This is a genomic window from Caulobacter sp. GW456-12-1-14-TSB4 (genome assembly GCF_059424195.1).
The window spans coordinates 100506-124289 of sequence record NZ_JBWKZF010000001.1; the positions used below are offsets into that span (position 1 = coordinate 100506).

A 23784-nucleotide genomic window follows, 5' to 3' on the forward strand; every position below is an offset into this window, starting at 1 on the left:
GGGGCTCATCGGTCAGATTGAAACGATGGTGCAGGAGATCGGAGCGCCCGACGGGTTCAACGCGTCCGGCTGGTTTGCCGGATGGGTGACATCGCCCCTGCCGGCTTTGGGTGGTGAGCGCCCCATCGAGTACCTGGACACCTGGCATGGTCGCATCGTGATTTCCCGCATCCTCACTCAGATGCAGAGCGGCGCTTACGCCTAAGCCATTTCGCTGCTGCCGCTCATCAAGGGGCCGGCTCTACGGCAGCACTCCACGGATGGCCGACCTCAAGCCATAAATGCAACTGCCTCCCACTATCGTCAGCGTTAAGTTGCAATTGGGGCGGCGTTAAGTTGCAACGACAATAACAGCCTGGCGGCCCAGGAGGGACTCGAACCCCCGACCTTCGCTTTAGGAAAGCGCTGCTCTATCCTGCTGAGCTACTGGGCCTTCGCGTGCGAGGCGCAGGGTCAATAGCGCAAGATGGCGGGCGTGCGAACCCCGCTGCAGTCGGGGTTTGGGGGATCTACGCGTGCGGCATCTGAAATCGATCTATGTCCAGGTCCTGATCGCCATCGCGCTGGGCATACTGGTCGGGGCGCTTTGGCCGAAGATCGGGGTGGCGGTGAAACCCCTCGGTGACGGGTTCATCAAGCTGATCAAGCTGGTCATCGCGCCGGTGATCTTCTGCACCGTGGCCGGCGGCATCGCCCGGATGGGCGACATCAAGGCGTTCGGCCGGGTGGGGGTGAAGGCCCTGCTCTATTTCGAGGTCGTCTCGACCTTCGCCCTGATCCTGGGCCTGCTGGTCGGGCGCACGTTGAAGCCCGGCGCCGGCTTCAACATCGATCCCAAGACCCTGGATCCGACCATCGCCGCCGGCTACCTGGAGAAGGCCAAGCACGGCGAGGGCCTGGTCGCCTATCTTCTGCACCTGATCCCGGAGACCTTCTTCGGCGCCTTCTCCGAAGGCAACCTGCTGCAGGTGCTGCTGATCGCCATCCTGACGGGGTTCGCCTGCACGCGGCTGGGCGATTTCGGCGACAAGGTCGCCAACGTGCTGGAGGACGCCTCCAAGCTGTTCTTCGGCATCATCGGCGTCGTGGTGCGCCTGGCGCCGATCGGCGCGTTCGGGGCCATGGGCTTCACGATCGGCAAGTACGGCATTGGCGCGCTGATGCAGCTGGGCGCTCTGGTGGCGACCTTCTACCTGACCTCGATCCTGTTCGTGCTGGTGGTGCTGGGGACGATCGCCTGGGCGTGCGGCTTCTCGATCCTGCGGTTCCTGGCCTACATCCGCGAGGAGCTGCTGATCGTGCTGGGCACCAGCTCCTCGGAGAGCGTGCTCCCGCAGATGATGATGAAGCTGGAGAACGCCGGCGCCCGCCGCTCGGTGGTCGGGCTGGTCATCCCCACCGGCTACAGCTTCAACCTCGACGGCACCAACATCTACATGACCCTGGCCACCCTGTTCCTGGCCCAGGCGACCAACACCCACATCACGCTCACCCAGGAGCTGGCCCTGCTGGGCGTGGCCATGCTGACGTCGAAGGGCGCCAGCGGCGTCACCGGCGCGGGCTTCATCACCCTGGCCGCGACCCTGGCGGTCGTGCCCGACATCCCGATCGCGGCCCTGGCCGTGCTGGTCGGCGTCGACCGTTTCATGAGCGAATGCCGGGCCCTGACCAATCTGGTCGGCAATGGCGTGGCGACCCTGGTCGTTGCACGTTGGGAGGGAGCGCTCGACAGAGATCGATTGACGCGTGTGCTTCGGGGTGAGACGGTCCCTCCCGAAGCAGCGGCGACCTGACACAACCCTAAGGGATCACGGCGCCGCCACCTTCAACGGTGAACAATGTTCATCGAACGTGTCAATTTTTCTGTACTTGGGCCGCGCAGACCGTATCCTGCCGGCAAGACCGACCACAGAACAGTTCACTAAGAAGTGGGGGAGGTAAGTCTTGACCCAGCCGTATGTTGGCGAAATCCGCATGTTTGGCGGTAATTTCGCGCCCATGAATTGGGCCTTCTGCGACGGCCAACTCATATCGATCGCTGACAACGACACACTGTACAACCTGATCGGCACGACCTACGGCGGCGACGGCGTCACCACCTTCGGCCTGCCGGACCTGCGCGGGCGCGTCGTGACCCACCAGGGCACATCCGGCGGCACGACCTATGTGATGGGCCAGGCGGCCGGCGTCGAAACCGTCACCTTGTCGGTCGCCCAGATTCCGCAGCACAGCCACACCCTGCTGGCCACCACGGTCGAGGGCGACACTGGCGCGCCCACCACCGGCACGGTGCTCGCGGCGGCGCAGGCCGGGACCACCATTCCCGAATATGGGCCCTACGGTGGAACGCAGATCCTCACCTCCGCCAACGCCACGACGCAGGCCGGAGGCTCTCAGCCGCACGAGAACATGCAGCCGTACCTGGGCGTGAACTTCATCATCTCGCTCTACGGCATCTATCCGTCGCAGAACTGACCGCGCCAGATCGAGGAACCCCTTCATGTCCGATCAGTATCTCGCGGAGATTCGCCTCTTCGCCTTCAACTTCGCGCCTGCCAACTGGGCGCTTTGCAACGGCCAACTCATCCCGATCCAGCAGAACACTGCGCTCTTCTCGCTGCTGGGAACCACCTATGGCGGCAACGGCACGTCGAACTTCGCTCTGCCGAATCTTCAGGGCTCGGCGGCGCTGCACGTGGGTCGTAACCAACCGGGCCCCGGGCTCAGCATCTACGACCTGGGCCAAGTCGGCGGCTCGCCCACCGTGACCCTGCTGCAAACCGAAATGCCCACCCACTCACACGCCCTTTCCGTAACCGGCAACAACGGCGCGGCGACGACGCCGACCAACAACCAGTTGGCCAAGGCCTTTACGGGCAACTTCCAGCAGAACACCCAGGGTTTGCTGTACGCCGCCGCCGCCCCCAACCTGCAGATGCTGCCCCAGTCCCTCGCCGCCACCGGCGGAAGCCTCCCTCACAACAACATGATGCCTTCGCTGACGGTCAGCTACTGCATCGCGCTGCGCGGCGCCTTCCCGGCCCGCAACTAAGCGTCCCTCAAACTTTCGGAGCGCCTCGCCATGGCCGACTACTACATGGGCGAACTTCGCATCATGAGCTTCAACTTCCCGCCCAAGAACTGGGCGCTCTGCAATGGACAGATACTGTCCATCCAGCAGAACCAAGCCTTGTTTTCACTGCTGGGCACGACGTATGGTGGTAACGGCGTCACGACCTTCGCCCTTCCGGACATGCGCACTCGCACGCCCCTCCATCAGGGCGCGGGCGGGGGACAGACCCTGACCCTGGGCGAGGTTCTCGGCGAGAACTCGCACACGCTGAACATCTCCGAGATGCCGCAACACACCCACTTCTTGAACGCCAACACCAGCGCGGCCGCCGGGGACAATGTTTCGACGCCGACCAGCAGCACGATCCTCGGCAACGCCGTGAGCAAGATGACCAAGGGCACGCCGCCGCCCTTCCTGCCCTACAAGGCGACCAACACGTCGCTGACGCCCATGGCGCCCCTGGCGCTGGCGACACAAGGGGGCTCGCAACCGCACGAGAACCGGCAGCCCTTCCTGACCCTGAGCGTCTGCATCGCGCTCAACGGCATCTTCCCGTCGCGCAACTGACCGCATCCGGACCCGCGCTCTTCTTCAAGGCGGAAGAGCGCGGACGATCTCAATTGAAGACGGCCTGATAGTCCTGGCAGTCGGGGCTGGGGGTGTGGATCGGCGAGATATAAATCTCGTGCACCGCGCCGTCCGGCCCTTTGACCGGCCAGAGGTTTTCCGGCGCCCAAGGGGACTTGGGGCCCCGGAAGATCAGGTTGAACGGCGCGCGCTGGCCCTCTGACGTTTCCTGGACCTCCACCGCCACCAAGGTCAGGGACAGCTCGGTGTCCCCCATCTGGAACAGCGCGCCGACATGGGGCGAAAACCGGTCGGCGGTGAGGGCGGCGAGAACGTCTGTCATCGAAAGGGCGCTCGTTAAAGGTTTGGACCTTGAGACTGCAACTATGACGCCCAACAGCCTCGAAGGCAAAGCCGCCAAGTTTGCTCGTCGCTCGGAAGAGCCCACGGACCAGGCCTTCCTGCTGGCGCTGTTCGCCTCCCATCGCGCAGCCCCATTCGCGGCGCTGGGCCTGCCTGAACCCATGCTGGACGCGATGATGCGCCAGCAGTTCCACGCCCAGAGCACGAGCCACCGCGCCCAGTATCCGAACGCCCGCCGCGAGATCGTCGAGGCGGACGGCGTCGGCGTCGGTCGCCTGGTCAGCGATCTGGGTGACGCGCGCCTGCACCTGGTCGATATCGCCCTGGCGTCGGCCTGGCGCGGACGGGGCCTGGGCGCGCGGCTGATCGGCCAGCTCCAGGACGAGGCCCGCGCGGCCAGCCTGCCGATGACCTTGCAGGTCGCCCGCGACAACCCGGCGGCGAACCTCTATGCGCGCCTGGGTTTCGAGATGACGGCGGCTGATGCGGTCTACCAGGACATGTGCTGGGCGCCCGCCTAGTGGTCGTGGAGCTCCAGACGGGGCGCTGAACGCCCGGTATCCGACACTCATCGCCACCCGTCACGGTCGTGGTCATCCGCGACCGTTTGACGCGCGACACGCGCGGGAAAACGCGCCGCGCCGTGCCTATTTCTTCGCGATTTCGCGCGCCGCCAAACGCGGGCGCTCACGCTAGAGCCTTGACCTATCAACGTTCTTAATGTGCTTGCGCACACTTTGTCGGCTATCCGACGGATGACATGCCCCGCGCCAATAGGGGTCGATACAGGGGTCACCGAACCTTATACCGGCGGCTCAGCTTGCCCGGCTCCGCCTGCGTGTTAGGGTTTCAACCACAACCAACGTGCAACGCTGGAGACATGCTGGATTTAGCACTCCGAGACGAGGTTTCAGGGTCCGACTCGGGCCTGCTGACGCTCATCGAAACGATCGAGGCGCTGTCGGCGACGCGCACGATCGCCGAGGTAGCCGATGTCGTCCGCAAGGCGGCGCGGCGGATCTCCGGCGCCGATGGCGTGGCCTTCGTCCTGCGCGACAACGAGCAGTGCTGGTACTTCGACGAGGACGCGATCGGCCCGCTGTGGAAGGGCAAGCGCTTCCCGCTCACTGCCTGCATCTCCGGCTGGGCGATGCTGAACCGCCAGACGGTGGTGATCCCCGACATCTATCTGGACGACCGCATCCCGCACGACGCCTACCGGCCGACCTTCGTCAAAAGCCTGGTGATGACGCCGGTGCGGATGGAGGACCCGGTCGCCGCCATCGGCGCCTATTGGGCGCAGGAGCAGACCCCCTCGCCCGAGATCGTCAAGAAGCTGCAGGTCATCGCCCGCGCCACGGCCTCGGCCCTGGAAAGCGGTCGCCTGCACGACAGTCTGGTCGACGCCCGCCACCACGGGACCTTCCTGCTGCAGGAGCTGGATCACCGGGTGAAGAATACCCTGGCCATCGTCCAGTCGATCTCGCGCCAGACCCTGCGCGCCTCGCCTTCGCCTGAAGTCTTCGCCGAGGTGTTCGAGGACCGCATTCTCGCCCTGTCCCAGGCCCACGAGCTGCTGACCCGCCGCGCCTGGGGCCGCGCCCAGTTGCACGATATCCTCGACAAGGCCCTGGCCCCGTTCAGCGCAGACCTGGTCGACCGCTTCGACATCATCGGCCCGGCCATCACCTTCAGCGCCGAGACCTCGGTCTCGGTCCACATGACCCTGCACGAGCTGGCGGTGAACGCGGCCAAGCACGGCGCCCTGTCCACGCCCGAGGGCAAGGTCGTCATCCGCTGGACGGTGAACGAAGCCGCCTCCCCGCAGATGCTGACCCTGACCTGGCGTGAGATCGGCGGGCCTCCGGTCAACAGCCAGCCCGAGCACCGCGGCTTCGGCTCGCAATTGATCAAGCGCGGCCTGGCCCGCGACCTGGGCGGCGCCGCCACCCTGGACTTCCCGCCGGCGGGTTTCGTCTACACCCTCCGCGCCCCGCTTTCGGAACGGATGAGTCTGGCCGCATGAAATCCGCCAAGGTGATGATCGTCGAGGACGAGGCGCTGGTGGCCATGATGGTCGAGGACATGCTCGACGACCTGGGCTGCGAGATCGCCGGCTCGTTCGGCGCGGTGGGCGACGCCCTGGCCTTCCTGGACAGCGGCGAACCGACGCCCGACGGCGCGGTGCTGGACGTCAATATCGGCGGCGAGATGGTCTTCCCGGTCGCCGAGCAGCTGCGCGAACAGGGCGTGCCCTTCGTGTTCGCCACCGGCTATGGCGACCTGCCGCGCAAGGGCTTCGAGAGCATCGAGGTCCTGGCCAAACCGATCAATGTCGGCGCTCTGCGCCAGGCCGTGGACAAGTTCCGAAACGACTAGACATCGTCCTTTTGGCCGCCGTCCTTCAGGAAGTCGATGAAGGCCCGCAGCGGGGCCGGCGCCCTGCGCCGGCTGGGATAGTAGAGATAGAAGCCGCCGTAATAGGGGCACCAGTCCTCCAGCACCCGCACCAGCCGGCCCTGGGCGATCAGGTCGGCGACCTGGTCCTCGAAGGCGAAGGTCACGCCTAGCCCGTCCAGCGCCGCCTGGATGGTCAGCTGCTGGTCGTTGATCGTCAGCGGCCCCTCGACCTCGATGTTCAGCTCGACCCCGCCGCGTTCGAACTCCCACGCATAGAACCGCCCACTGGCGAAGCGGAAGCGGATGCAGGGCAACTCGCGCAGTTGTTCCGGCCGTGTCGGCTTGGGGTGCGCGTCCCAGAACGCCGACGAGGCGACGATGGCCGTGCGCTGGCGTCCGCCGATCGGCACGGCGACCATGTCCTGGGCGATGGTCTCGCCAAAGCGAATGCCGGCGTCGCAGCCTTCGGCCACCATGTCGACCAGGGCCGAGTCGGCGATGATCTCGACGGTCACGCCCGGCTGCTGGGCCATGAAGCGCGTGACCGCCGGCAGCAGGATCATCTCGACCGCCCCCCGCGCGGCGTTGATGCGCAGCGCGCCCATCGGCCGGCCTCGGAAGTTGTTGAGATCGTCCAGGGCGTCGTCGATGTCGCGGAAAGCCGGCGACACCCGCTCGTACAGGCGCTCGCCGGCCTCGGTCAGGGCGACGCTCCGGGTGGTGCGGTTGACCAGCCGCAGGTCCAGCCGCTCCTCGATGCCGCGCAGGGCGTGGCTCAGCGCCGACGGCGTGCAACCCAGCTCGTCGGCGGCCCGACGGAAGCTCTTGTGACGGGCGATGGCGAGGAAGCTGGCCAGGTCGGCGGGGGCGACGGGACGCATTGATGAACGCAGCTCACTATGTCGGCGAGAACTGAGAAGATTATCTCATCTAAGGCGCGGGTCTAGATGTTCGTCCATCGCCGAGGCGCTCCGCCCGGCCTCTGGTTAAGGAAACGAACAATGCGCACTTGGTTCATCACCGGCGCCTCGCGCGGCTTCGGCGCCCTGATCGCGGAAAAGGCCCTGGCCGCCGGCGACGCCGTCGTGGCCGCCGCCCGCAATCCCAAGGCCGTCACCGACCGCCTGGGCGAGCACGCGAACCTGCTGGCCGTGACCCTGGACGTCACCGACGAAGCCCAAGCCCACGCCGCCGCCAAGGCCGCCGTCGAGCGCTTCGGCCGCATCGATATCCTGGTCAACAACGCCGGCTACGGCCTGCTGGGCGCGGTCGAAGAAGCCACCGGCGCCGAGATCGAGGCGCTGTACCGCACCAACGTCTTCGGCCTGCTGGCCGTGACCCGCGCGGTGCTGCCGCACATGCGCCGCCAGCGTTCGGGCCGCATCCTGAACCTGTCGTCGGTCGGCGGCCTGCGCTCTGGCGCCGGCTTCGGGATCTACTGCTCGACCAAGTTCGCCGTCGAGGGCCTGACCGAAGCGCTGGCCGCCGAACTGGCCCCGCTGGGCGTCTTCGCCACCGCCGTCGAGCCGGGCTATTTCCGCACCGACTTCCTGGACGCGACCTCGCTGAGCGTCAGCCCGGCCAGCATCGCCGACTACCACGAGACGGCCGGGGCCACGCGGGCCGTGGCGGCTGCGGTCAGCCACAACCAGCCCGGTGACCCGCGCCGCCTGGCCCAGGTGCTGATCGAGTTCGTCGATGCGCCGAACCCGCCCGTCCGCCTGCCCCTGGGCAGCGACACGGCGGCGGCGACCGAAGCCGTGGCGGCCGCCCACCTGGCGCTGCTGAAGGATTGGCGCGCGGTGGCGGAGTCGACGGATTTCCCGAAGCAAGAACAAGCGGCCTAAGCCACCTCCTCCTTGTCATCCCGGAAGCCTCGCAGAGGCTGTCCGGGATGACAATCAGGGGGCTGTGAACCGCAACACCAGCACCTGATTGATCTGCTTGGCGTCGTAGTTGTCGTCCGACGCCAGGACCAGCGTACGGGCCCCGTCGGCTTGGCGGGGCCCCCAGGCCATGGCTTCCAGATTGTCGATCCGGACGCCCAGGCTGTCGAAGTTCAGCAGCAGGCGCTTCTCCACCGGCCGCACCGGCGTCGCCAGCAGGCTGTCGACCTTCGAGACGTCCCCGGCCTTGGCCACGTCGGCCAGGTAGAGCCGGATGTGATAGCTGTAGTGGCCGTCGGCCTCCTTGATCCCCGAGCGTTCCAGGATCAGCAGGCGATGGTCGTCCAGGGTCAGGATCTCGCTGATCCCGTTGTCGCCGACACCCACCGGCGAGGCGACCTGCACCGGGTCGATGCGATAGGCGTACTGGGCGACCAGCTTGCCGGAGCGGTCCAGGCGGCTCAGCCGCGTCAGCCCGCCCTCGGCCACTGACGGGATCGGGCCGTCCTGGACCAGCGGCCATTCCATCGACACCCACAGGGATCGTCCGTCAGCGGACCAGCTGATCCCCTCGGTGGTGGCGTTCTTGCGCGCGCCGGTCTTGCCGCCGTCGTGGAAGGTCAGGGCGTCGGGCGCGACGTGGCGCGCGACCGGTGTCCCGTCGGCCTTCATCCGCCGGATGGCTGGCGGATAGCCGTGGTCGAAATCGCCCTCGGTCGACCATACGAGGTCGGCGCCGTGAGGATCAAAGCGGATCGCCTCGCCGTCCGCCGCCTCGGTCCCGGCCTTGCGGTCGGGGAAGGTCTGGCCGTCCTCGCGGCGCAGCGGGACCATCCTGGTCAGTTCCGGTCCGCAGGGCTTGCCCGGCCGGACATCCAGCTTGCCCAGGAAGAAGTGCGACGGCCCATGCTCGGACTTGTCGTCGCTGATGAAGGCCCAGAGCTTGCTGCGCGGGTCGTAGTCGATCCCCGAAATCCCGCCGTAGCCGCCGCCCTGGAACACGATGTCCTTGGGCGTCTCGCAGGCCTTGAGCAGCGACACCCGCTCGGCGGCGGACGCGGAGCCGGTAGCCAGCAAGGCGGCGAGGATCAGGGCTTTCACAGCATCAGCTCCGGCGCGGCGTCCCAACCGGACATCGGTCGCCTCATGTCGGCGCGCTCGACGGCTACGCTCAATTTGCGACGGAATTCATCGGGGTCGATCGAGAACGGCTGGACCTGGGCCTCGATGGCGTGCAGCCGGGCGCGACCGTCGGTGGGCAGGATGTAGCCGACATCGTGGCGGCGGAAGTTGCCGATCCGCGACTGCACCTCGACCAGCCAGTTCAGCGACACCACCTGACAGCCCTCCGGCGACAGCAGCGCATTGTGCAGGCCCGAACCGAACTCGCCGGCCACGACCCGCGCCCGCGAGAAGATCCTGGCTTGCTGCTCCCACGGGATGGTCTCGGGCCGCAGCAGGGTCAGGCCCAGTTCCTGCGCGATCGCCTCGATCTCGGCCTCGTTCTCCATCTCGCGGAACGACTGGGCCGTGCGCACCCCGCCCCGGCTGACGAAGACCTTGTCCATCTCGCCCGCGCCCGGCCAAGCCAGCGCCTCGCGCTCCAGCTCCCAGCGCAGGAAGTCGTGGAACTGATAGTCCTTGTGCAGCATGTGCGGCAGCAGGGCCGTCCCGATCTCGACCGCCTCGTCGCGATGATCGTAGGTGATGATCTCCTGGCCCGGCAGCATCATCCGCACGATCCGCGTGACATAGCCCGGCGCGGTCGACGGCAGCACTAGCGGCGCGGTGATCCCGGCGGCGTTCAAGGCCCGGATCAGGAAGAGCTTCGGATACATCTCGGTCAGCCAGTGACCCCAGACATAGTTGAAGTGGCTGATCACGAAGGCCCGGTCGAGACGAATACGGGGCCTCGCCTGGAAGTCCCAGGTCTCCGGCGTGATGTCGTGCTCGTACCAATGGCGGATGTAGAAGGGGTACGGCCCCTCGGCATAGACCAGCTGGCCGTCCAGCTTCAGGTGCGCGCCGGTGCCGCCGGCCACGACGCGGTGGGCGACCAGCAGGTCGATCTCGGGCGCGACCAGGCCGTCCAGATCATGCATGGCGTTCAGCAGGTCGCCGGCGCAGGGCCACAGCATGGGGCGCGGCGGGATCGGGCCGCTGGAGCCCATCAGCTTGACGCGCGCGGCCCGATGGACCCCGCTCAGCGCCTCGTCCATCGAGACCCGGTCGGCGCCCGAGAGGTCGACGAAGGCGGCCATGGGCCTAGAGCGCGCCGTCGAGGAAGGTCAGGAACGCGGGGAGGTCCAGCCGCCAGCGGAACTCCGAGGCCGGACGAAGCTCGCCTTCCATCACGATCTCGGTCTCGCTGAGCGGCGACGGGGCGAAGAAGCCGCGCCAGTCGACATCGGCCAGCAGCGCGATGTTGCGCACCCAGACGCCCGTGAAGTTGCTGGGCTGGATTTCGATCAGCGTCGCGCCGGGCTTGCAGAACAGCACATTGGCCAGGGCGGCGCCGGCCGGGGCGACGATGGTCTCGGCGCGATGGAACAGCGCGATCTGGTCGCGCACCGACAGGGTCTCGGGCCGCACGATCGTGAAGCCGCGCATCTCGAGAGCGGCCTCCAGCTCGGCCTCGTTGGTCAGCACGCGCTTCAGCGAGCCAAGGCGTGAGATGTAGATGCGCTTGGGCGCTGCGGGATCGTCCGTGATCGCCGAGGCGGCCAAGATACGGTCGCGCACGGCGTCCAGCGGCGGGCCGGAGGCGTGCAGGAAGTGATCCATCGGCGTGGCGAACACCGCCTCGCCCAGGCGCGCGGCCGGCGCGTCGATGACGGTCGGCGTCACGCCCAGCAAGGCCAACAGCTCGGCCTGCCAGGGCAACAGCGGCGGCGCGACGGGCGGATGGCTGGCCAGCGCCCCGGCCTGATCCGCCGCCAGCAGGGCCGGCAGGCAGTCGATCAGGAAGTGGCCGTAGTTGTGCAAGCCTCCCCAGGCCATGAACACCGTGGCGCGCGGCAGCATCGGCGCGTCGGCCGGCGGCACGAACAGCATCGCCTCGCCCTCGCGGCGGGTGTGCGGCAAGGCCGCCAGGGTCGGGGTCAGGTAGAGGGCCTCGTGGACCGAGGATTTGAACACCCGCCCGGTTTGATCGAACACGGCGCCGAAGGCCGGCGCGTGCCAGACGTCACCGACGCGGATCAGATCGACGGCCGCGTGCAGCACGCCGCCAACGCCGTCGGCCCAGGTCGGGATGTCGACGCCGCCGCTCTTGCCTTCGAGACGCGCGCGGGCGTCGGGATCGTCGAGCACGGACTGTTCGATCACGGGGCCGATCACGCCGGCCGGACCCGTCATCGGATTGGCGACGCGGGTCAGCGCCGCAGCCTCCTCGATCACCGTCAGCGGCACGCCCGGCGGGGGCGGCGCATCCGGGATCAAGCCCTTCAGCTTGCGCCGCACTCGGCGCGCGAGGCGGACCAGGCGGCTCATAGTTCGAAGCTCGCGCGATAGCCGGCGCGGGCGACGATGGCGGCGGTCAGGCGCTCGATCGCATGGGCCGTCGTGCCGTCGACGCGGCCCAGTTCCGGCTCGAAACCGATCTCGGCGTCGGTGAGGTCGCTGAGCGGCGCGAAGGCCTCCGTCCGCCCCCAGAACATCGAACCGGCCGCGAACGGCGTCTCGGGCCGAGGCTTCAGACCCATGCGGGCGGTCAGGCGCTCGACGGCCACGCGGTTGTTGTCCATCACGTCGGGATCGCCGATCCGCATCCGCGCTTCGGACGAGGCCAGCAGGCCCAGCTGCGGGTCTTGGGCGAAGGCGCGCAGGGCCAGGGCGGCGGCCTCGCCGCCGAGCAGGCCGTCGACCAACTCGGCCCGCCACTGGTCGCCCTTGGCCCGGTGCGGCGAGCGCTTGGAGTGCAGCTTGCAGAACACCGAATAGCCCAGGGCCTTGGCCCGGCGAAGGGTCTCGACGAACGGCCGGATGTCGCGGCCGCGGTTCTGGGCGATGGCCAGGTGGGCGGCCGGGAAAGCCTTGCGAACGCGGGCCAGGTTGGCCTCGTCCCAGGTCTCCGGCACGGTGATCATCAGGTCCAGAACGTCGGCCGTGGCGGCTAGGCGCTCGGCGAACCAGTCGATCAGTTCCGGATAGAAGAGGTGCAGCAGGGTCACCGCCTCGGCGCGCTTCACGAAGCCGGCCTGGGCCTGCGCGACCAGCGGATGGGCGTCGGTCAGGCGCGGCGTGTAGGCGGAGAGCGCGGTGCGGGTGGCGTGCAGATAGCCGTGACCGAACCAGCGGTCGGGCTCCAGATAAGCGCCCTCGCCCCATTCGTTCCAGGCGTTGACGAAGACCATGGCCGCGCCAGCCGGATGCTTGGCCCGCGCGTGCTTCAGCGCGCCCGACAGCCAGGTCAGGTAGCTTTCCGGGTCGGCGTTGTGGAAGGCGTGGCCGGCCCAGGGCTTGCGGGCCTGGTTGTCCCAGCCCGGCATGACGCCCGGCACATAGGCCGCATCGACCTGTTCCAGCTCATCGAGCTTGGACTGCACAACGACCGGATAGTCATAGACCTTGCCGGTGAACTGGCCGTGCAGCGGCGTCACCTGCCGGGTGATCTCGCCCTCGACGATGGCGTGCGGCGGGAAATCGATGATGCCGTCGAAGCCGTGGCTGGCATAGTCCTGGAAGCCGAACGCCGTGGTGCATAGCAGATGCAGCTCGCCGAGGCCCATGGCTCGCGCTTGCTCACGCCAGCGGTCGGTGGTGGCCTTGCTGTCTGGCAGGATCTCCGGGCGGTACAGCACCAGCACCGGCTTGCCGCCGACCTTCAGGTAGCGCGGATCGCGGATGTAGCGGGCCATGTCCTCGAACACGGCGCGGTCGTCCTCGGGCGAGTGGTCCTGGCCCATGAGCACGTCGCTCTCGTCGCCGTCCCAGCGCCGGGTCCAGTTCTCGTTGGCCCAGCAAAGGGCGAACGGGAAGTCCAGGGTCGGGTCGGCGAGCACCAGCTCGATCGGCCGCTCCAGCAGGCGCTTTCCGGCGAACCAGTAGTAGTGGAAGCAGAAGGCCGAAACGCCCGCGCCCTTGGCCAGGTCGATCTGCTGGGCGATCACCTCACGCTGGCGCAGGTCGTAGAAACCCAGATCGGCCGGCAGGCGCGGCTGGTAGTGCCCCAGGAACTGTGGCTGGGCCTTGGTGACGTTGGTCCACTCGGTGAAGCCCTTGCCCCACCACAGGTCGTTCTCCGGGAACGGATGGAACTGCGGCAGGTAGAAGGCCACCACCTTCGGCGCGTCGGCCGGCAGGGCGATCGGCGCGGCGATCGGCGCCGCGAAGTGCGGGCTGCGCAGGTTCCTGGCGACCTGCAGCGCATGGGTGAAGGTCGCCTGCACCGGCCCGGCGTCACCGCCGCCGGCACGCGGCGCGCGCGAGCCTTGCAGCGCCGCCCGGCCGCGTCGCCACAGCGCGCCGGCCGGTCCGCGCAATGGCCCCAGCAGCGGCTTGATCGCCTGGATCGCCGTCCCGCGCAGGCCGCGCGGATCCTTGCCCAGATCGCCGATGCGGGTGACCTTGAAGTCGGACACCGTGAACTGGCACGCGCCCTCGGACGGGTCGAGACGCACGCCGGTCAGCTGGAAGCTCCGCGCCGGCAGCGAGGCGAACCAACCGTCTGGGCCAGCCTTCAGGCGCGTGTAGGAATCCTCGGAAAAGCCATCGCCCCAGTCGGCATAGAGAGCCGGACCGACCAGTTGGCCTTCGGTCGCTTCCAGCTTCAGATCGATCCGCACCGCCTTGGCCGCACGTAAGGACGCGCGCTGCTCTCGCGTAGGCGTCCAGACCATCTGCGGGTCGCCGCCGGCCGCCGCCAGGATCGTCCGGCCCTGGGCGTCGAGACCCTGGACCGTAACGTCGCGGCCAGGCTTGAGACCGGGCGGCGGGCTGCTCATGCCTTGCCTGACAGACGGGCCAGCAGCCGTCCCAGCAAGCCCTTTGGCGCGTTCGGATCGCGTTTGCGGATCACCACCGCCGCCTGCCAGAACTGGGCCGGGTCGTCGATATAGCGCACCACCTCGCCACCATGCGGCGCGGCCTCCCTGGCCACGAACTTGGTCGTCACCACCGCCTCGCCATAGACGTCCGGCTCGCGATAGTCGCCGCCGCCCGAAGCCAGATAGGCGATGCCCTCGCTGGCCAGGTCCGCGCGCAGCTGCGGCAGCTGGTGCTTGTAGATCGACAGCGCCGCCATCCAGGCGTTGTCGGAGTCCGGCTCGATGGCCTCGACCATGTCCAGGAAGCGCGGCGGCTCGACCGTGAACACCAGCTGGCCGCCGGGCGCCAGCACGCGCAGCAGCTCGGCCAGCCAGGCGCGGAACAGGTGTGGCGGCAGGTGCGTGAACACCGAATAGGCGGTGATCAGCCGGAACGATCCGTCGGCGAAAGGCAGCGGCTGGCCGTTGACGATGGTCTCGAAGCGGCCCGGCAGATTGGCGTTGGCGCAGAACTCGACCATGCCCGGATCGATATCGACCCCAACCATGTCCTTGGCGTCGAAGTCGCGCAGGAAGAACCGGCCGATCCGGCCCCAGCCGCAACCGAAGTCCAGATAGCCCTGCCCCAGGCAGCGCTGGTAGGCGCGGTCGGCCATGGCCTCCTGGGCGAAGTCATAGAACTTGCCGGCCTCGTCGAGCGCGTCCTCATAGGCCGAGCCGACGAACTGGCGCTGGATCTCAGGCGACGGGAAGTCGGGATAGACCAGGCCGCTCTGGGCGCGCTCGCCGACCGAGCGCTTCAGGCGCGCCAGCCAGACCTCGGGCGCGAGACCGCGCAGGTCCTCGTGGGCGAGAAGGCGAGCGGCGGTCATGCGGCGTTGGTCTCACGGTGGACGAGCCAATCCTCGGTCGAGCCGAGGAAGACGATCTTGCCGGCCTGCAGTTCGCAGACCCGGTTGCAGACCCGGCGCACCAGGTCGTGGTCATGGGTGGCCAGGACGACGATCTTGGCGTCCTCGACCATGCGCTGCATGCGGTCGGCGGCCTTCTGCACGAAGGCGGCGTCGCCCGCGCTGAGCCACTCGTCCAGCACCAGGATGTCGGCCTCGAACTCGGTGGAGACGGCGAACATCAGGCGCGCCTGCATGCCGGCCGAATAGGTGCGCACGGGCAGGTGCAGGAAGTCGCCCAGACCGGAGAACTCGGCGATGGCGTCGATGCGGCTCTCGATGACCTTGCGCGACAGCCGGCGCATGAGGCCCAGCTTGTGGATGTTGCGAAGGCCGGTGGCCTCCATGTCGAGGCCGGCGTTGATGGCGATCATCGAGGTGATGTCGCCGTCGATGTGCAGTTCGCCGCGCGTCGGGTGGTAGATGCCGGCGATGACCTTGAGCAGGGTCGTCTTGCCCGAACCGTTGTGACCCACGAGCGCGATGCGGTCGCCCTCGTTGATCTCCAGGTTGATGTCGTGTAGCGCCTTGACCGCGGCGACGTCGCCGGCGGCCTTGTACATCTTGCCGCCGACCGCGAGGTTGAACACGGCGCTGCGCAGCGACTGCGAGCGCAGGCTGTAGACGAAATAGTCGAGATCGACGTCCGTCAGCTTGATCTGGTGTGTCATCGCCGTCTCCTACAGCCAGAAGACCACGCGCTTGCGGAACAAGGCCAGCAGCGCGAGCGCGATTACAGCCAGGACGCCGGTCGTACCCAGCGTCCAATACCAGTCGAGGGCGGCGGGCGCGTGGCCGGTCAGCGGCGCGCGCAACAGCTCCACCTGGTGGGCCAGCGGGTTCAGCTCGACCACCCAGCGATGCTTGGCGCTGACATTGGCGGTCATCCAGAACACCGGCGTCACGTAGAACAGGAGCTGGACCACGTAGCTCATCATGTAGGCCACGTCGCGGAAGCGGGTCGACGGGACGGCGATGATGAAGCCCTGCAGGCAGACGATCAGCAGCATCAGGGCGACGGCCGGGATCAGCGTCCAGTGCGGTACGGAAAACCGGCCGATGATCAGCATCACCGCCCAGAACGCGATGGCCTGGAACAGGAAGTTGGTCGCCGCCTTCTGGGCGTGCAGGAAGACGTAGAAGCTGAGCGGCAGGCGTTGGCTCTGCATCAGGCCGGCATTGTAGAGGAAGATCGCCTGGGCCTCGGCGATGGTCGTGCCGACCAGCGACCAGGCCAGCAGGCCCGCGACGACCTGCGGATAGCTCTTGCTCATGTCCACGCCCATCAGGGCGCTGACCAGGAAGGCCAGGGCGAAGGCGACGACCAGCAGGTTGCAGGCCATCCAGAACGGACCCAGGATCGAGCGCTGGAAGCGCGAAGCCGTCTGGTCCAGGCCGAGCCGCCACCACAGGGGCGCGAGACGGACGCCGTCTCCCACATCCTTCAGCGCCGCCATCAAGGGACTCGGCATCCGCAACCTTCCAAAACGCCCGAGGGCGACCAGCAAGGGGCCTGCTTACAGAGCCCCGAGCCGGCCGACAATTGCTTTGGAGGGTCGACGAACCACGTGTTGCGTAAAAACTTTAGTCAAGCGCCCCTTAGTCGAGGATTTTGAAGCGAACGGCCGCGCCGCCGCCGGGGGCCATGTCGAAGTCCAGGCTGTCCTTGGCCGTGACCACCTTCTTCTCCACCGTCAGGGCGCCGGGGTTGGTGCGGTAGTCGGCCCAGGGACCATCCTTGTAGATCTGAGCCTCGTAGCGCTTGCCCGGAGCCAGGAAGTCCAGCTTCTGGCTCAGCTTGCGCGGGCTCTCGTCGGTCAGGGCGCCCAGGAACCAGTCCTTGCCGCCACGCGGCTGGCGGGCCACGACGATGTAGTCGCCGACCTCGCCCTGCAGGGTCTTGGACGTTTCCCAGTCGGTGGGCACGTCGCGGATGAACTGGAAGGCGTCCGGCCGGGCCTCGTAGTTCTCCGGCAGGTCGGCGGCCATGTGCACGGGGCTGTAGAGCACGACATAGAGCGCCAGCTGCACGGCGATGGTCGACTGGCCGCGGCGGGTCAGCTCCGTCGTCTTGCCGTGGATCACGTCCATGATGCCCGGCGTGAAGTCCATCGGCCCGGCCAGCATGCGAGTGAACGGGATGATCACCGTATGCTCGGGCGGATTGGTCGGATCACCCCAGGCGTTGAACTCCTGCCCGCGCGCGCCTTCGCGGCTCAGCATGTTGGGCCAGGTGCGGCGCAGGCCGGTGTCCTTGACCGGCTCGTGGGCGTCGATCGAGATCTTATGCTGGGCCGCCACTTCGGCGACGTGCAGGTTGTGGCGGACCATGTACTGGCCGGCGAACCACTGCTGCTGGCCGTCCTGGTCCAGGATCGTGCCGCTGTGGCGGACATAGCCGGTCTTCACCTGGCTGACCCCGACGCTCTCATAGAGCTTCATGGCGTCCTCCAGCTGGGCCTCGTAGTTGGGCACCGCCCCGGCCGTCTCGTTGTGGCCGATCAGCTTGACGCCCTTCTTCTTGCCGTACTCGGTGATCGCCTTGATGTCGAAGTCCGGATAGGCCTGCGTGAAGCTGAACTTCTCGCCGTTGCTGATCCAGTCGCCGTCCCAGCCCTTGTTCCAGCCCTCGACCAGCACGCCGTCGAAGCCGTACTTGGCGGCGAAGTCCATATAGCGCTCGACATTGGCGGTGTTGGCGCCGTGGATCGGGCCGCTGCCCCAGGTCGAGCGGTTCAGGTGCATCTCCCACCAGACGCCGACATACTTGCCCGGCTTGATCCACGAGGTGTCGGCGATCTTGCTGGGCTCGTTGAGATTGAGCTCGATACGGCTGTCGGACAGGGCGCCGGCGCTGTCGCCGATCAGCACGGTGCGCCAGGGCGTGGTGAAGGCGCCGGTCTTCTTGGCCAGGGTCCCGTCCTGCCACGGCATCAGCTTGGCCTTGTAGGTCCCCGCGCCATTGCCCGCGAGCAGCATCGACGGGAAGTCGACCAGGGCCGCCTCGTGGATGGAGAGGTGCAGGCCGCCTTTTTCCCGCATCGTCAAAGGCGTCTCGGCCAGGGTGATGCGGCGGGCGTCGGTCTGCTTGTAGAGGTACTCGTCGCGCTCCTGGCCCAAGGCCTCGTACCACCAGGCGTCATAGGCGCCGACGGGCTTGAATTCGGTGCGGTCGTCGGTGACGGCCACGGCCTGGCCGGCCGGGATGGCGGTGTAGGCGTAGCGAAAGCCCAGGCCGTCATCGAACAGGCGGAAGGTGACGTCGACGCTGCGGTTCAGGGCGGTATCGCCGGCCAGGGTGACAGTCAGTTCCGAGTGGTTGTCGCGGATGACCCGCTGCTCGCCCCAGGGCTGCTCCCAGCGGGTGTCGCTGGCCGAGCGCTTGGCGGCGGTGATCCCCGAATAGCGCGCCTGCGCCTCGCCGGCGAAGGTCAGGCCCATCGCCCCCGGCGCCAGCACGACCTTGCCGCCCTTGCTCACCTCGTAGAAGGCCTGCCCGTCCTGGGTGAAGACGCACACCTCGATCACCTTGCCCGGCGACTGGGCGCACTCGCGTTCCGCGGCCTGAGCGATCGCCGGCGAGGCCAGGGCGGCCAGCAGGGCCAGGGTTCGGAAGCTCATCGACAGTCTTTCTTCAAAAAGGGCGCCCCGGCTCCGCAGGATCGGAGCCGGAGGCGCAGGGGGAGGACTTGAGGCCAGGAAGACTGGCCGAACACAAAAGGGTCTTCGGAGCGCGCGCCGGATTGCCCGCGCCAGGACGAAGATAGGACGAGAGGTTGAGGAGGCGGGCGCTATCCGGTGTCGACCGCCTCGATGAAGCCGTTGGCCGTCAGACGGCCCGCGGCGGGATCGGCCGATCCGCCCGCCGGGTCCAGCAGGCCGGCGTGGAGGACGTGGCCGCGATAGAGGATCAGCCGGTTGAAGACGGGCTCGGCCTGGTCGATAAGGTCGTAGCCTGGGGTGTCAGCGCCGGCGAAGGCGTCACGCTCCTGGGCCAGCTCGGCTTTGAGCGCAGCGGCGTAGGCGTCTGTGCGGCTCGCATCGACCGACTCGAAGCCGGTCGCCTGGTGACGGAAGAAGCCCGTGCCGCCGAAATCGCCCTGGCAGAAGTAGTGGACCATGGCCAAACGGCTAGGGTCCGGCCCGTCCAGGTGCGGAAGGGTCTGCACGGGCGTCGCGGCCGAGGCCGGCGTCGTCGCCAGGGCGAAGAAGCCGAAGAATTTCAGCATCGCGCCAGCAGAGACCCCAAACGCCGCCTCGATCGGACCGCGCAGGGCCGTGACGACGGTGCGGTAGTAGGCCTCCGGAAGGTTGGCGTTGAGGCCGGGATAGTTGGTGTGTGGCGGCCGGTAGAAGTCGGCGGCGCGGGCCGCATCGACCATCGCGTATGGATCGGCCAGCACGTCGTCGACGACCAGCAGCGACTGCTGTTCCTGGCCGATCTTGCGCAGGCGGACGCTGATGTTCGGGCCCAACAGCAGGGGTTTAACGGCGGTCGCGAGGGTCATGTCGGCGACCTCAGCACAGCCATCTTCAGCTGCTGCTTCAGAGCCGCGCGCTGGGCGGGGCTGAGCGTGCCGAGCGCCCTGCGCAGGGCTTCGGGGATGTGCGCCGTCGCCTCGCCGCGATCGCCGAAGACATAGGCGGCGAACATCTCGCGCCAGTAGGCCTTCTCGCCCTCGGGCAGGTCCTTGAGCGCCAATAGGGCGATCTGGAAGACGTCGACCGGCCGCTCCAGGCCCACGGCCGTGTCGCCCCACCAGTAGTTGACCATGGCGTTATAGGGCTCGAGCGAGGTGACGTGGTGCCACCAGTGCTTGGGCATGAAGAGGGCGTCACCCGGCTCCAGCCACGCCACCCGCGCGGCGGCGTGGGCGTCGCGGTAGCGCGGGAACCGGGCCAGGTCCGGCGCCTCCGGATCGACCAGCGACAGCGGCGGCGGGGTCTCCAGCGGGCCGACATAGAGGTTGGACACCTGCTCGGGCGGGAACAGCACGAAGCGGCGGCGGCCGGCGAGCACGCAGGCCAGGTTGTGGTCGCGGTCGTTGTGGGTCTGGGTCCGCAGCGGCCCGCCGACCCACAGGCGCGGCATGACCTTGGGCGACACCAGCGGCATCGGGTTCTGGCGCACGAACTCGGGCATGTGGGTGGCCAACGGCAGCATCTGGATAGCCACGAACGGCGCATCCTTCTGGCCCAGCAGGGCCTCGATGCGATCCAGGGTCTGGCTGATCCCGGCGTTGCGCTTGGAGAAGCTGAACTCGCGCAAGTCGGGGCCGTAGGCGTACCAGCCGTTGGTGCTGGCCGGGGCCTCCATGACCGGGCCCGGCAGGCCGCTGTCCATGGCCTTGAGGTAGGCGTTCATCGACCCCGGCGAACGACCTGCGGCCAGGGCCGGCCAAGTCTCGACCAGACCCTTGATCACCACCGGCGCCTCGGCGGCGACGATCCGCTCGAAGGCCTCCAACGACGGCGCGGCGACGGCGGCGACGCGCGGCAGGGCTTCCAGGCTCAGGGTCGGGTCGATGGCCAGGCCGCTATCCATGGACGGGCTCCCGGCCGCAGAAGCTCTCCAGATAAAGGTCGTGGGTCGGCTGGCGCTCCACCTGGTCCTTGATGAAGCCGAGGATGCGGCGGAACTCGTGCTTCATCAGCTCGGGCGCGGTCGCGTCGATGGCCGGGGCATGGCTGTCGGGCGTGACGCCCTGACCGACGAAGACGGCCCGCCAGCTGTCGGCCGGGAAGCTGTCGTGCTCGAACGGCGCGATATCGCCCCGCGCGCGGAAGGTGGCGATCATGTGCGCGAGGTCGGCGGAGACCGGCGCCTGGCGGGCGCGGGTCCAGAAGTCCGAGACGCCATAGCGATTCAGGGCGTAGTGCAGCTGCTGGAAGTCGCGCACCCGTTCGAACTGCTCGGCCATGGCGCGGTTGTAGGCGCCCTGCTCGTAGGTCCAGTCGTCGGAGACCGGGAACAGCGCCAGGAGCTGGACCAGCCCCATCTGCACCGCGTGTAGATCGACGCCGTGCAGCGGATCGAACACGCAGGCCGCCTCGCCGATCGCGACGACGTTGCGGTCCCAGGTCGATAGGCTGCGACCAGGGGCGACGGCGCGCACCGAGGCGTTCTGGATCGGCAGGCCGGAGGCGGCGCTGGCGGCCTGCAGCGCTTCTTCATCCGTACACAGATCGGATGCGTAGACCTGGACGATATGACTGCCATTCTGGGCCGGATGCAGGGCCGTCCAGCCGCGCGCCCAGGCGCGGGTCTCGGCATAGGCCGGGATCGACGGGAAGGCCGGCGCCAGCGCGGTCAGCACGCGATCGGCCGGGAAGCTCCAGGCCTCGCGCGGGCTATCGACCACGCCTTCGAGGTCGATGAAGAGGTCGCCCGTGATCCGACGGCCTTCGCCGAGGTCGAGGGCGGCGATGTCGCCAGCCTCGGTGCGCTCGACCGTGAGGCTCAGCGCTTGATGCGCCTCGACGCCCCGACGGACGGCCAGGCTCTTCAGCGTTCCGGCATAGGCCAGGGCCGGCAGGTGGTAGCCGTAGTCGGTGCGGCCGAAGACTTCCGTCTCCTCGTCCGGCATGACGAACCGGCCGTGGCGCGCGGCGGCGGCGGTCAGCGAGAAGTCGGCGAACTCGGCGTTCAGCCCCAGGGCCCGCGCCTTCAACCAGTAGGGGAAGAAGTCCCGCCCATCGATCGGCGCGCCATGGGCGCCGTGGGCGTGGAAAAAGGCCGGGGCCTGGCCGGTCAGATCGACGAAGTTGCCGCCCAGCGAGAACGTCCCGCCGACGCCGCGCAGCAGCGCCGACTCGTCGAGGCCCAGGAGATTGTGCAGCGCCTCGAGCGCCGGCAGGGTCGCGTGGACATTGGCGGGCGTCAGGCGGCTGGGCAGCTCCACCGCCGTGACCGCCACGCCGGCCGGCTCCAGCGCCGCGCGCAGGACGGCGGCGGACAGCCACAGCGGGGCGTCACGGCCCACGACGACGACCTTGGTCGGCGCCGCGCTCATTGGCCCACCGCCTTCAGCGGCGCGGGTTCGGCGCCCGGCGCGTACCGTGCGATGAAGTCCGCGTGCGCGCTCATCGCCGCCACGTTCGTGTCGATCCGCGTCTTCAGGTCAGCCAGTTTCGACGCCAGCACGTCCAGCGGCATCGCCTCGGCCAGACGGTCATAGGCGCGCGGCGCGATCCCCTGCCCTTCCAGCACCGACAGCCAGCTGTCGCGCGAGAACAGGCCGTACTTGTAGTCCGGCAGGCCGGCGCGGCCTTCGAACAATGCCAGCTTCTCCTCCAGGCTGGCCGGGATCGGCATGGTCCGCACGTGGTCCCACAGCGGCTGCCCGACCCGCTGGTTGAGGCGGTAGTGCAGGATGAGGAAGTCGCGGACCCGGTCGTACTGAATCTCGAACAGTCGGTTGAACTCGGCCGACAGGCGCGGGTCCATGCCGGTACGCTTGGTCGGCATCAGGTTGATCAGGTCGACCACCGCCGCCTGGATCAGGAAGATGCTGGTCGACTCCAGCGGTTCCAGGAAGCCGCTCGCGAGCCCCATGGCCACGACATTGCCGGTCCAGCCCGCCTTACGGCGACCAGCGGCGAAGCGCAGCAGCTTCGGCTCCATCTGCGCCGGGGCGTCCAGCTGGGCCAGCAGGGTGTCGCGCGCCTTCTCCTCGTCCATGAAGGCGCTGGAGAACACATAGCCGTTGCCGGTGCGGTGCTGCAGCGGGATGCGCCAAATCCAGCCGCCCTCCTGGGCGGTGGAGCGGGTGTAGGGGCTGAAGTCGCCGGCCCGGCCGCACGGCACGGCCAAGGCCCGATCGCACGGCAGCCACTGAGTCCAGTCGTCCCACTGCGCCTTCATCAGCCCACCCAGCAGCAGCGAGCGGAAGCCGGTGCAGTCGATGAAGAGGTCGCCCTCGATCCGCTGGCCGGACTTCAGGGCCAGGCCGGTGACGTGGCCGCTCGTACCGTCCTGGGCGATGTCCTGGACCAGCCCTTCGATCCGTGTGATCCCACGCGCCGTCGCCCAGCGGCGCAGGTAGGCGGCATAGAGGCCGGCGTCGAAATGATAGGCATAGGCATAGGTCGAACGGATCGACTTCTGATCCTCGTTCGGGAATTCGAAGGCGTTCGCGCGGGCCGCGACCACGGCGTACGAATAGGCCTGCAGCGGGGCCGGATCGAGCCCGGCCAGCTTCGCGCGCGTCCAGTGATGCTGGAAGTCTACCCCGGCCCAAGGCTCGCCAAACGTGCCGAACGGGTGGTGGTAGAGGTCGCCCGGCTTGCCCCAGTTTCGGAACTCGATGCCGAGCTTGAACGTGCCTTGCGTCTCGCGCAGGAACTCGACCTCGTCGATCCCCAGCATGTCGTTGAAGGTCTTGATGTGCGGCAGGGTCGCCTCGCCTACGCCCACCGTCGCGATCTCGTCGGACTCGACCAGGGTGATGGCGTAGTCGCGGGCGTCCAGGAGACGGGCCATGCCGGCCGCGCACATCCATCCCGCCGTGCCTCCGCCGACGATGACGACCCTGAACCTGTTTTCTGTCCGCATGGTC

General features: G+C 68.0%; 23 protein-coding genes and 1 tRNA gene. 9 read left to right on the forward strand and 15 right to left on the reverse strand.

All coding sequences use genetic code 11. The features are described 5' to 3' along the window. Positions 1-25 precede the first annotated feature (25 nt). Complete coding sequence (locus tag AC07YH_RS00440) at positions 26-205, forward strand: antitoxin Xre/MbcA/ParS toxin-binding domain-containing protein (protein ID WP_494745043.1); 180 nt, start codon at positions 26-28, stop codon at positions 203-205. Positions 206-356: 151 nt separating this feature from the next. Here AC07YH_RS00440 and AC07YH_RS00445 read toward each other — a convergent pair. After that, positions 357-433: transfer RNA gene (locus tag AC07YH_RS00445), tRNA-Arg, on the reverse strand. A 91-nt stretch (positions 434-524) separates the two neighbouring features. Here AC07YH_RS00445 and AC07YH_RS00450 point away from each other — a divergent pair. The 4 genes from AC07YH_RS00450 (at position 525) to AC07YH_RS00465 (ending at position 3640) form a co-directional block, all read left to right on the forward strand. After that, positions 525-1793 (forward strand): dicarboxylate/amino acid:cation symporter, encoded by a 1269-nt coding sequence (locus AC07YH_RS00450; RefSeq protein ID WP_494745330.1) that lies wholly within the window; start codon positions 525-527, stop codon positions 1791-1793. A 151-nt stretch (positions 1794-1944) separates the two neighbouring features. After that, positions 1945-2475: a phage tail protein gene (locus AC07YH_RS00455; RefSeq protein WP_494745044.1), complete on the forward strand. Its 531-nt coding sequence runs from the start codon at positions 1945-1947 to the stop codon at positions 2473-2475. 25 nt (positions 2476-2500) lie between these two features. After that, entirely contained in the window at positions 2501-3052 is a 552-nt protein-coding gene (locus tag AC07YH_RS00460; RefSeq protein WP_494745045.1) for a phage tail protein, read from the forward strand. Between the two features lie 30 nt (positions 3053-3082). After that, positions 3083-3640 (forward strand): phage tail protein, encoded by a 558-nt coding sequence (locus AC07YH_RS00465; protein WP_494745046.1) that lies wholly within the window; start codon positions 3083-3085, stop codon positions 3638-3640. A gap of 49 nt (positions 3641-3689) precedes the next feature. Here the strand turns inward: AC07YH_RS00465 and AC07YH_RS00470 are convergent, their stop codons facing one another. Continuing rightward, positions 3690-3983, reverse strand: coding sequence for a DUF6916 family protein (locus AC07YH_RS00470; RefSeq protein ID WP_494745047.1), 294 nt, complete (start codon positions 3981-3983; stop codon positions 3690-3692). Between the two features lie 43 nt (positions 3984-4026). Here AC07YH_RS00470 and AC07YH_RS00475 point away from each other — a divergent pair, with 43 nt between their 5' ends. The 3 genes from AC07YH_RS00475 to AC07YH_RS00485 all read left to right on the forward strand — a co-directional run bounded on the left by AC07YH_RS00475 (position 4027) and on the right by AC07YH_RS00485 (position 6382). Further along, positions 4027-4524 (forward strand): GNAT family N-acetyltransferase, encoded by a 498-nt coding sequence (locus AC07YH_RS00475; protein ID WP_494745048.1) that lies wholly within the window; start codon positions 4027-4029, stop codon positions 4522-4524. A gap of 359 nt (positions 4525-4883) precedes the next feature. Continuing rightward, entirely contained in the window at positions 4884-6029 is a 1146-nt protein-coding gene (locus AC07YH_RS00480) for a sensor histidine kinase (protein ID WP_494745049.1), read from the forward strand. Beyond that, on the forward strand, positions 6026-6382 hold the full coding sequence (locus tag AC07YH_RS00485) for a response regulator (protein WP_494745050.1): 357 nt from the start codon (positions 6026-6028) through the stop codon (positions 6380-6382). Before AC07YH_RS00480 ends, AC07YH_RS00485 begins: the two co-directional genes overlap by 4 nt. Here the strand turns inward: AC07YH_RS00485 and AC07YH_RS00490 are convergent. Continuing rightward, positions 6379-7284: a LysR family transcriptional regulator gene (locus AC07YH_RS00490; protein ID WP_494745051.1), complete on the reverse strand. Its 906-nt coding sequence runs from the start codon at positions 7282-7284 to the stop codon at positions 6379-6381. The two genes, AC07YH_RS00485 and AC07YH_RS00490, sit on opposite strands and share 4 nt — an antisense overlap. Before the next feature lie 120 nt (positions 7285-7404). Here AC07YH_RS00490 and AC07YH_RS00495 point away from each other — a divergent pair, with 120 nt between their 5' ends. Further along, a complete protein-coding gene (locus AC07YH_RS00495) occupies positions 7405-8250 on the forward strand; it encodes an oxidoreductase (protein WP_494745052.1) in 846 nt (281 codons plus the stop codon). A gap of 54 nt (positions 8251-8304) precedes the next feature. On the opposite strand, the gene AC07YH_RS00500 is transcribed toward AC07YH_RS00495, so the two are convergent. The 12 genes from AC07YH_RS00500 to AC07YH_RS00555 form a co-directional block, all read right to left on the reverse strand. Continuing rightward, positions 8305-9390 (reverse strand): esterase-like activity of phytase family protein, encoded by a 1086-nt coding sequence (locus AC07YH_RS00500; protein ID WP_494745053.1) that lies wholly within the window; start codon positions 9388-9390, stop codon positions 8305-8307. Continuing rightward, the gene (locus AC07YH_RS00505; protein ID WP_494745054.1) at positions 9387-10550 is read right to left on the reverse strand and encodes a glycosyltransferase family 61 protein; all 1164 of its coding nucleotides are present in this window, start codon (positions 10548-10550) and stop codon (positions 9387-9389) included. The genes AC07YH_RS00500 and AC07YH_RS00505 overlap by 4 nt, the downstream gene beginning before the upstream one ends. A 4-nt stretch (positions 10551-10554) precedes the next feature. Beyond that, positions 10555-11781: a glycosyltransferase family 61 protein gene (locus AC07YH_RS00510; protein WP_494745055.1), complete on the reverse strand. Its 1227-nt coding sequence runs from the start codon at positions 11779-11781 to the stop codon at positions 10555-10557. After that, positions 11778-14234: a glycoside hydrolase family 99-like domain-containing protein gene (locus tag AC07YH_RS00515; RefSeq protein ID WP_494745056.1), complete on the reverse strand. Its 2457-nt coding sequence runs from the start codon at positions 14232-14234 to the stop codon at positions 11778-11780. Before AC07YH_RS00515 ends, AC07YH_RS00510 begins: the two co-directional genes overlap by 4 nt. Beyond that, positions 14231-15148, reverse strand: coding sequence for a class I SAM-dependent methyltransferase (locus AC07YH_RS00520; RefSeq protein ID WP_494745057.1), 918 nt, complete (start codon positions 15146-15148; stop codon positions 14231-14233). Before AC07YH_RS00520 ends, AC07YH_RS00515 begins: the two co-directional genes overlap by 4 nt. Further along, positions 15145-15897, reverse strand: coding sequence for an ABC transporter ATP-binding protein (locus AC07YH_RS00525; RefSeq protein WP_494745058.1), 753 nt, complete (start codon positions 15895-15897; stop codon positions 15145-15147). Before AC07YH_RS00525 ends, AC07YH_RS00520 begins: the two co-directional genes overlap by 4 nt. 9 nt (positions 15898-15906) lie before the next feature. Further along, positions 15907-16698, reverse strand: coding sequence for an ABC transporter permease (locus AC07YH_RS00530; RefSeq protein ID WP_494745059.1), 792 nt, complete (start codon positions 16696-16698; stop codon positions 15907-15909). 127 nt (positions 16699-16825) lie between these two features. Beyond that, a complete protein-coding gene (locus tag AC07YH_RS00535) occupies positions 16826-18847 on the reverse strand; it encodes a glycoside hydrolase family 97 protein (RefSeq protein WP_494745060.1) in 2022 nt (673 codons plus the stop codon). Positions 18848-19017: 170 nt separating this feature from the next. After that, a complete protein-coding gene (locus AC07YH_RS00540; protein ID WP_494745061.1) occupies positions 19018-19734 on the reverse strand; it encodes a DUF6445 family protein in 717 nt (238 codons plus the stop codon). Continuing rightward, the gene (locus AC07YH_RS00545) at positions 19731-20771 is read right to left on the reverse strand and encodes a cupin-like domain-containing protein (protein WP_494745062.1); all 1041 of its coding nucleotides are present in this window, start codon (positions 20769-20771) and stop codon (positions 19731-19733) included. Before AC07YH_RS00545 ends, AC07YH_RS00540 begins: the two co-directional genes overlap by 4 nt. Continuing rightward, complete coding sequence (locus tag AC07YH_RS00550; RefSeq protein WP_494745063.1) at positions 20764-22239, reverse strand: tryptophan 7-halogenase; 1476 nt, start codon at positions 22237-22239, stop codon at positions 20764-20766. Before AC07YH_RS00550 ends, AC07YH_RS00545 begins: the two co-directional genes overlap by 8 nt. Further along, positions 22236-23780 carry a tryptophan halogenase family protein gene (locus AC07YH_RS00555; RefSeq protein WP_494745064.1) on the reverse strand — a complete coding sequence of 515 codons (1545 nt, stop codon included), beginning with the start codon at positions 23778-23780 and terminating at the stop codon, positions 22236-22238. The genes AC07YH_RS00550 and AC07YH_RS00555 overlap by 4 nt, the downstream gene beginning before the upstream one ends. Positions 23781-23784: the final 4 nt, after the last annotated feature.